Source organism: Caulobacter sp. D5 (assembly GCF_003185805.1).
Taxonomy (GTDB): domain Bacteria; phylum Pseudomonadota; class Alphaproteobacteria; order Caulobacterales; family Caulobacteraceae; genus Caulobacter.
Genome location: NZ_QHJY01000280.1, coordinates 1 through 8,244, shown reverse-complemented (window position 1 = coordinate 8,244; position 8,244 = coordinate 1). Strand labels below are relative to the sequence as shown.

Annotated in this window: 8 protein-coding genes and 1 pseudogene; 5 read left to right on the top strand and 4 right to left on the bottom strand. The window is 68.8% G+C overall.

Going from position 1 to position 8,244, the window contains the following annotated elements; translation table 11 throughout:
* Positions 1-384 precede the first annotated feature (384 nt).
* Positions 385-1,272 carry an RNA polymerase sigma factor RpoH gene (gene rpoH / locus DMC18_RS17690; RefSeq protein WP_110121373.1) on the top strand — a complete coding sequence of 296 codons (888 nt, stop codon included), beginning with the start codon at positions 385-387 and terminating at the stop codon, positions 1,270-1,272.
* Between the two features lie 77 nt (positions 1,273-1,349).
* Here the strand turns inward: rpoH and DMC18_RS17685 are convergent, their stop codons facing one another.
* Positions 1,350-2,267: a hypothetical protein gene (locus tag DMC18_RS17685; RefSeq protein ID WP_146218116.1), complete on the bottom strand. Its 918-nt coding sequence runs from the start codon at positions 2,265-2,267 to the stop codon at positions 1,350-1,352.
* 220 nt (positions 2,268-2,487) lie between these two features.
* Here DMC18_RS17685 and DMC18_RS17680 point away from each other — a divergent pair, with 220 nt between their 5' ends.
* A complete protein-coding gene (locus DMC18_RS17680; RefSeq protein WP_110121375.1) occupies positions 2,488-2,970 on the top strand; it encodes an ASCH/PUA domain-containing protein in 483 nt (160 codons plus the stop codon).
* Positions 2,971-2,985: 15 nt separating this feature from the next.
* On the opposite strand, the gene vapC is transcribed toward DMC18_RS17680, so the two are convergent.
* Genes vapC through DMC18_RS17665 form a run of 3 tightly spaced genes read right to left on the bottom strand, consistent with a single transcriptional unit; the run spans position 2,986 to position 4,991 of the window.
* Positions 2,986-3,399: a tRNA(fMet)-specific endonuclease VapC gene (vapC, locus tag DMC18_RS17675; RefSeq protein WP_110121376.1), complete on the bottom strand. Its 414-nt coding sequence runs from the start codon at positions 3,397-3,399 to the stop codon at positions 2,986-2,988.
* Positions 3,399-3,620: a type II toxin-antitoxin system VapB family antitoxin gene (gene vapB, locus DMC18_RS17670; protein WP_110121377.1), complete on the bottom strand. Its 222-nt coding sequence runs from the start codon at positions 3,618-3,620 to the stop codon at positions 3,399-3,401. Before vapB ends, vapC begins: the two co-directional genes overlap by 1 nt.
* Before the next feature lie 54 nt (positions 3,621-3,674).
* Positions 3,675-4,991, bottom strand: a complete 1,317-nt coding sequence (locus tag DMC18_RS17665; RefSeq protein WP_110121378.1) for an MFS transporter — start codon at positions 4,989-4,991, stop codon at positions 3,675-3,677.
* Positions 4,992-5,124: 133 nt separating this feature from the next.
* Between DMC18_RS17665 and DMC18_RS17660 the strand changes: the two genes are divergently transcribed.
* The 3 genes and pseudogenes from DMC18_RS17660 to DMC18_RS17650 all read left to right on the top strand — a co-directional run.
* The gene (locus tag DMC18_RS17660) at positions 5,125-6,927 is read left to right on the top strand and encodes a methyl-accepting chemotaxis protein (RefSeq protein ID WP_233248199.1); all 1,803 of its coding nucleotides are present in this window, start codon (positions 5,125-5,127) and stop codon (positions 6,925-6,927) included.
* Positions 6,928-7,050: 123 nt separating this feature from the next.
* Complete coding sequence (motA, locus tag DMC18_RS17655) at positions 7,051-7,920, top strand: flagellar motor stator protein MotA (protein WP_110121379.1); 870 nt, start codon at positions 7,051-7,053, stop codon at positions 7,918-7,920.
* Positions 7,921-8,064: 144 nt separating this feature from the next.
* A pseudogene (locus DMC18_RS17650) lies at positions 8,065-8,244 on the top strand (hypothetical protein); the annotation flags it as partial.

The following is an 8,244-nucleotide window of genomic DNA, read 5'->3' as shown; positions in this document are numbered from 1 at the left end:
TGATCCTTCTCCCCCTGCGGGAGAAGGTGTCGGCGAAGCCGACGGATGAGGGGTCTCTCAGACCTCAGACGCCCGCCCCAGCCTGACCGCCACTGCAGCTTTGAGATTTGAGAGACCCCTCACCCGACCTCCCTACGGGAGGCCACCCTCTCCCGCATGGGGAGAGGGACGCATCCAAGCCCCTTGCAATTTTGAGAATGATCGTTCATTTTTTTGAGAATGAACGTTCATTCCGCCACCAAAATGTCCAATACCTGAGCCACGGTGTCGGACATTACAATTGCGTTATCGCCCTTACCTTCGCCGCAACCCGTACCTATCTCACCCATTCGAAAGTGGGTCTCGGGAGCCGCGTTGGCTCCGGGCCCAGGGGATGTTGAACTCATGGCAGTGAATTCCTTGTCGGTGATGTCGCCGGACGGCGGCCTGTCGCGCTACCTCACCGAAATCCGCAAGTTCCCGATGCTGGCCAAGGACGAGGAGTTCATGCTCGCCCAGCGCTGGAAAGAGCATCAGGACAGCGACGCCGCGCACAAGATGGTCACCAGCCACCTGCGCCTCGTGGCCAAGATCGCCATGGGCTATCGCGGCTACGGCCTGCCGATAGGGGAAGTGATCTCCGAAGGCAATGTCGGCCTGATGCAGGCGGTCAAGAAGTTCGAGCCCGAGAAGGGCTTCCGCCTGGCCACCTACGCCATGTGGTGGATCCGCGCCTCGATCCAGGAATACATCCTGCGTTCGTGGTCGCTGGTGAAGATGGGCACGACCGCCGCGCAGAAGAAGCTGTTCTTCAACCTGCGCAAGGCCAAGAGCCAGATCGCCGCCTTCCAGGACGGCGACCTGCGCCCCGACCAGGTCAGCTACATCGCCACCAAGCTGGGCGTGCTGGACAGCGAGGTCATCTCGATGAACCGCCGCCTGGGCGGTCCCGACGCCTCGCTGAACGCGCCCCTGCGCGCCGACGGCGAAAGCGAGTGGCAGGACTGGCTGGCCGACGACGACCAGGTGTCGCAAGAGACCGTGGTCGCCGAGAGCCAGGAGAAGTCCATGCGGATGAGCCTCCTGGAAGAGGCCATGGTCGAGCTGACCGACCGCGAGCGCCACATCCTGACCGAGCGTCGCCTGAAGGACGACCCGACCACCCTGGAAGACCTGGCCGCCCAGTACGGCGTCAGCCGCGAGCGGGTCCGCCAGATCGAGGTCCGGGCCTTCGAAAAGCTGCAGAAGTCCATGCGCGAGGCGGCCCTCGCCAAGAACATGGTCGAGGCGTAAGGCTCCCCCCTTCGCCTGGCAAGAAGGCCGCCGCGCTCCCCCGCGGCGGCCTTTTTCATGCGCGGCCCGGACCTGGATCAGGCCTTGGGCGCGCACTCCCGCACCAGCCGCCGGAAGCCCTCGGAGCGGCCGCCCGGATACTCGTTCGACGGACCGTTCTCGCCGTAGAGCGAGATCACCGGCGCCGTCGCCACGGCGCGGGCCAGGGCCGGCGTCAGCGCCAGGCGCCCGACGATGCTGCGGGCCTTCGGCTCGCCCTTCAGGACCAGGTTCTGCTCGTGCTCCGTCGCCGGGTCCCTGAGGATCAGCAGCAGGTCCCGTAGATCCTTGTCCCAGGTGCGCGGATCGCCCTCGTCGGTGAAGAACTCCAGCCGCAGCGTCGTCTGCTCGCAGGTCGCGCGGAAGGGAATGCTGCCGGGGCCCGCGATGAACTCGGCGGCCGCGCCGCGACCGTTGCGTGCGGGCGTGTAGCGCCAGAGATCGTAGGCGTCGGCGGCGACCGCCCAGGGCGGCTCGTCCAGATCCGCGGCGCGGCAGGCGGCCTTGCTGAGCGTGAAGCGACCGTAGTTGACGGCCTTGGCCGGCGACGGCGCCAGCGCCTCGCCCCGCCGCGCCAGGTCGATCTCGACCTCGTCTCCGGACCGGCGGACACGCGCCCGCGCCGGCGCGCCCCAGTTGTCCACGAACCGCACCGTCGCGGAGCCGTCCGCCGCCAGGGTCAGGAATTCAGGCGAGAAACTCAGCACCTCGCCGCCCGGCTTCAGGCGGGAGTCGAAGGACACGAACGCTTTTCCGGGGCTGTTCGACGGCGTCCGCCAGGCCAGCACGGCCACGCCGTCACCCGGCACTCCGGCGTCGGCGGCCTGCAGGCAGAAGCGCTCCTCGACGGGCGCGACATGGCGCGGCGCGCCAGGCGGTGACGCGGCCTGGACCATCGAGGCCGTCATTGACGCCGCAAGCCCGACGACCGCCAGCATCGCCCCGATCCGCCGCACGCCCATCTCCCCCGAAAGTTGAGCGCGAACTTGACCGCGACGCCCGCGCATCGTCAATCGCCGCCTGGGGTTGGCGCGACTTGCTGCTATGGTGGCGGCGGTTTCCTCGCCTGCGCGTCACGGCCCGGTCACAAACCGCCTTTTCCTCGCCGCCGACGCGCTCTAAGAGCGTCGCCTTCGATTTTTCCGGCGCTTTCGGGCGCCAATTCAAAGACTTTCCATGACCCGTCACGAACTGAAGACCTGGCCGCAGTATTTCGCCGCCGTGCGCTCGGGCAAGAAGCGCTTCGAGATCCGCCGCAACGACCGCGAATTCAAGGTCGGCGACGTGCTGGTGCTGCGCGAGTTCGATCCCGACCAGGACGTCTATACCGGCCAGATCGAAGAGCGTCAGATCACCTTCCTGCTGTCGGAAGAAGACTACGGCGTCATTCACGGCTTCGTGGCCATCGGCTTCGGCGACGTGGTGCACCACCCGAGCGCCGCCGAGGATCACCCGCTGACCGCCGGCGAACTGGCGCAGTGGCACGAGACCGCCGCCGCCAACGCCGCCCTGCGCGGCGAGGAAGCCCGCCGGGTGTCGCAGTCCTACACCACCACCGGCATGAGCGTCGCCGCCGACCGCCACGGCGCGGTGGCCGCCCTGGCCGAAACCGACGCGGCCTTCCACGCCGCCGCCGCACGGATCATCCGCAAGGGGTGAAGGCTCTGAGGACCGTCAGCCGATGTCGCTGGCGGTCCAATCCTCACAGCGCAATCCTTCGACCCTACCGAACTCGACAAGGTTGCCGGTGATGACGGCAAGGCCACGCGAACGAGCGTGGCCGGCTATAAGCAGGTCGTATCCGCCGATCGGACGCCCGGCGCGTTCAAGGCGGGCTCGAATGTCCGCAGCGTGATCGGCCGCATAGGCGTCGAAGGGCAACACTTCTAGTTTGGCGGCGAACCGCTCCACCAAGTCGCGATGATGCTCGGGCCGGGCCGACTTGGCCGCACCGTGCAGGAGTTCAGTCAGCACGATCGTCGAGATGCAAAGCGCATCGGCATTGCTGTTGAATCGTTCGCGTAAGCTGGGCGGGCGATCCCTGAGCACACGGATGCACAGGTTGGTGTCCAGCATATAGCGCAGCATCAGAAGCTTTCGCGATCCTGGGCCACGGGCTGATCGCGCTCGCCGAGATCGATACCGGGTTCGTCGAAGAAATCATCCCAAAGCGCGTCGGACGGTACGATGACCCGCCGGTTTCCTTCACGCAGCACGGTCACCGAGCGAACGCCTTCGGGAAAAGCCACTTCCTTGGAAAGTCGAACGGCCTGAGAGCGGTTCGATTGGAACAAGGTGGTCTTGACCATGAAAGATCCCCACTTTGGATATACAGATAGTATATCCCAAAATTCCACGACCGCCTACACCCCGCCCTCGTCGCCGCGTTCGAGGCCGGCCAGGGTCGCCTCGCCGGGCGTCTCCTCGTCGCTGACCTTGCGCAGCACGGCCTGGCGCAGGGCGTAGGCCAGCATCGCCGCCAGGATCAGGGCGTTGAGCACGAACGGGGCCCAGCGCACGGCCTCGTAGAGCAGCACGAACAGCGGCGCGACCACCACGTTGAGGCCGTTGATGGCGGCGATGGCGCCGGCCGCGCCGGCCTGGTCCTTGGCCTCGACCGACAGCGACGCCCCGGCCGTGAACCCCGGCCGAGCGAAGCCGTAGCCCAGCGATGAGACCGCATAGCCGATGGCCACCGCCGCATAGTCCGGCGCGAAGGCCACGACAACATTGCCCAGGGCCGCCACGCCCACGCCCCAGCGCATCAGCTCGCGCGGGCCCATGGCGAACATCCGGATCAGGCCCCACTGGGCCAGCAGCCCCGCCACCGCCCCGGCCGCCATGGCCAGGGTGATGAAGCCCTGGGCCTTGACCGGCGCGACGCCCAGCTTGTCGATGATCAGAAAGCCCAGGGTCTGGGTCTGGGCCGTCTGGCAGGTGGCCACCAGGAAGCCGAAGATCAGGAACGGCATGAGACGCGGGTCGCGCCACAGGCTGTCGCCCCGCCGCAGCGACGGGAAGGCCAGGCGCGCGCGGGGCTGGACCTCGCCCGCGCTGGCCGGCCGGCGCGCCTCCTCCAGTCCGTGGTGGACGATCCACATCATCACCGCCGCCAGCCCGGCGAAGGCGAACATCGGCCCGGCCAAGCCCACCACCGGCAGCACGAACAGCGGCGCCAGCAGCGGCCCGACCACCGTGCCCAGGCCGAACGCCCCGGCCAGGGTGGCCATGGCCTGGGTGCGCTCCTCGCGCTTGGTGCGCTCGGCCAGATAGGCCTGGGTGGCCGGATTGGCGGCCGAGCCGAACAGGCCAAACAGCGCCCGCGCCAGCAGGAACAGCACGAAGACCAGCATCGGCGGAAAGAGATGGTGCAGCCCGGCGCTGACCACGAAGGCGCACAGGGTCATCGACACGCAGAAGCCGCCCAGGCCCAGCAGGATCAGGGGCTTGCGCCCCCGCACGTCCGAGCGCTTGGCCCAGAACGGCGAGGACAGCGCCCACAGCAGGGCCGACAGCGAGAAGATCGCCGCCACCATGGCGTCGGGAATGCCGATCTGCCGGCCGATGGCGGGCAGCACCGACAGCATGCCCGTATTGCCCAGCGCCGTGGCCGCCGACACCCCGAAAAGGATGGCGAAGGCCCGCCGGTTGACCTGTTGATCTTGAGCGGCGGCAGACATCGAACAAACGTTAGAGTGGGTTCGCTCCGAGGGGAAGCCCAAGGAAATCCCAAGCGATACCGGGACGCTTTGCCGCAACCCTGGGACGCCCCGAATTAAGGGTCCGCTCATGGCGCGGGCGCGTAGTGGGGCCATGCTGCGTCACATCTCCGTCCCCCACAAACTGCTGCTGGCCTTCGCGGCCATGATCACGATCTGCGGCGCGGCCAGCGCCGTGGTCGCCCTGGACCTGTGGTCGCTGCGCAAGGCGACCGAGATGACCGACGACTCCATGGCCCTGACCATGGCCAGCGCCCGCATGCAGGCCGCGGCCCTGGAGCAGCAGAACGCCATCCTCGGCTATGTCGCATCGGGCGCCAGCGAGCACATCCGTCGCTTCGACGCGGCCGAAAAGGCCCTGGAGGCCGACCTCGACGCCCTGCGCAACGCCGACGCCGCTGGCGACTACGCGACCGCCGCCGCCAAGCTCTCGGACGCCCGCAAGCAGTACAAGGCCGAGGCCCAGGCCCTGATCGCGATGGCCGCCACGCCCGAGGGCCGCGCCCAGGCCGCGACGCAAACAGGCGCCAACGACCGCCTGGCCGACCTGCGCAAGGTTCTGGCCGAGGTCGAGGCCCAGGAGCATCGCGACGAGGCGGTGCGCTCGGCCAGCCGCGAGCGGGCCTTCGGCCGCGCCTTCCTCGGCATCATGGTGGGCGGGATCTTGGGCCTGGCGGCGTCGCTGGGCCTGGCCTGGCTGCTGACCCGCGTGCTGGGCCGGCCGGTCACCGCCCTGACCGGGGTCATGACCCGCCTGGCCGGCGGCGACAACGGCGTCGAGGTGCCCGACGTCGACCGCCGCGACGAGATCGGCGCCATGGCCAAGGCCGTGTTGCGCTTCAAGGACGCCGCCATCGAGAAGATCGCCGTCGAGCGCCAGGTCGAGATCGAGCGCCAGGCGGCCGAAGCCGCGCGCCAGGCCGCCGAGGCCGAACGCGAGGCCGCCCGCGTGCAGCTGGAGGCCGTGGTCGACAGCTTGGCCGGCGGCCTGCGCGCCCTGGCAGAAGGCGACCTGACCCGCCGCGTCGACATCGCCTTCCCCGCCGAATACGAGCGCCTGCGCGCCGACTTCAACGCCGCCATCGCCCAGATGGAGGACGCCCTGAAGGTCATCGTCCGCTCGGCCGGCGGCATCGAGGCCGGCAGCGACGAGATCGCCTGCGCCGCCGACGACCTCTCCCGCCGCAGCGAGCGCCAGGCCGCCAGCCTGGAGGAGACCGCCGCGGCCCTCGACGAGATCACCGCCACCGTCCGCCGCAGCTCGGCCGGGGCCAAGAGCGCGGCCATCGTGGTCGGGGCGGCCCGCAGCGACGCCCAGCGCTCGCGCGTCGTGGTCGGCGACGCCGTCGGGGCCATGACCCGCATCGAGGCCTCCTCGCGCGAGATCGGCCGCATCGTCGGGGTGATCGACGAGATCGCCTTCCAGACCAATCTTCTGGCCCTCAACGCCGGGGTCGAGGCCGCCCGGGCCGGCGACACCGGCAAGGGCTTCGCCGTCGTCGCCATGGAGGTGCGGGCCCTGGCCCAGCGCTCGGCGGAAGCGGCCCGCGAGATCAAGGTGCTGATCGCCACCGCCGCCCGCGAGGTCGAGCAGGGCGTGTCGATGGTCGGCGAAACCGGCCAGGCCCTTCAGGCCATCGCCGACAAGGTGGGCGAGATCGACGGACTGGTGGGCGAGATCGCCGCCTCGGCCGCCGAGCAGTCGGCCGGCCTGTCGGAGGTCAACGGCGCCATCAACCTGATGGACCAGACCGTCCAGCAGAACGCCGCCATGGTCGAGCAGTCCACCGCCGCCAGCCACAGCCTCAAGACCGAGGCCGCCACCCTGGCCCACCTGATCGGCCGCTTCCGGGTCGGCGGGACGGCCCAGGCCCGCAAGCCGGCGCGCGCGGCGTGACGGGACGTGACGTGACGGGGCGGCCTGCGCCCAGCCGCCGCACGGGCCTGCAAACCGCCGATACCTTGGATTAATCATTAACAGCCATGATGCCGGCTGAATTCTTCGGGGCCTCCTGACGTCATGTTCCAGATCATCGGCATCGTGCTGCTCTTCGGCCTCGTGTTCGGCAGCTACCTGATGGGTGGCGGCAAGATGGACGTCATCATCGAGGCGGCCCCTCACGAACTGATGGCCATCCTCGGCGCGGGCATCGCCGCGTTCCTGATTTCGAACTCGATGACCGTCATCAAGGCCACCGCCGGCGGCTTCGGCAAGATCTTCGCCGGCCCCAAGTGGAAGGCCGGCGACTATCGCGACCTGCTGGCCCTGCTGTTCCTGCTGACCAAGACGATGAAGTCCAAGGGCGTCATCGCCCTGGAAAGCCACATCGAAAAGCCGCACGACAGCTCGATCTTCTCGCGCTACCCGAAGATCTCGAAGGACCACTTCGCCGTCGACTTCATCTGCGACACCCTGCGGATGATGACCATGAACCTGGAGGATCCCCACCAGGTCGAGGACGCGATGGAAAAGCAGCTCGAAAAGCACCACCACGAGGCGCTCGAGCCGGCCCACGCCCTGCAATCCATGGCCGACGCCCTGCCCGCCCTGGGCATCGTCGCCGCCGTGCTGGGCGTCATCAAGACCATGGGTTCGATCACCGAACCGCCCGCCGTGCTCGGCGGCATGATCGGCGGCGCCCTGGTCGGCACCTTCCTCGGCGTGTTCATGGCCTACGGCCTGGTCGGCCCGATGGCCGCCCGCCTCCAGGCCGTCGTCAACGAGGACGGCGCCTTCTACAAGATCATCCAGGCGGTGCTCGTCGCCCACCTGCACGGCAACGCCGCCCAGATCAGCGTCGAGATCGGCCGCGGCAACGTGCCCAGCGTCTGCCAGCCCAGCTTCGTCGAGCTGGAAGAGGCCCTGTCGCAGATCCCGGCCGAGGGCTGAGCCCGATCCTTCCGTCCGTGTACGGCCAGATCACGCGCCCGTGATCTTTGTCTTGCAACGGGACGTGAAAAGCGGTTCCTTGCCACCATGGCGCCCGGCTCCCACGCCGGGCGTTTCCATTTAGACGTCGCAAGGGATGCCCCGATGACCACCCAAGTCCTCCGCAAGATCCTCATCGCCGGCGCGGCCATGACCGCCCTGTCGCTGGCCGCCTGCGGCAAGAAGGACGAGGCTCCCGCCGCCGACGAGAAGGCCGCCGCGGCCGCCGCCGCCGGCGCCAGCGAAGTGACGGCCGCCGACGCCGGCTCGGCCGAGGACCAGGCC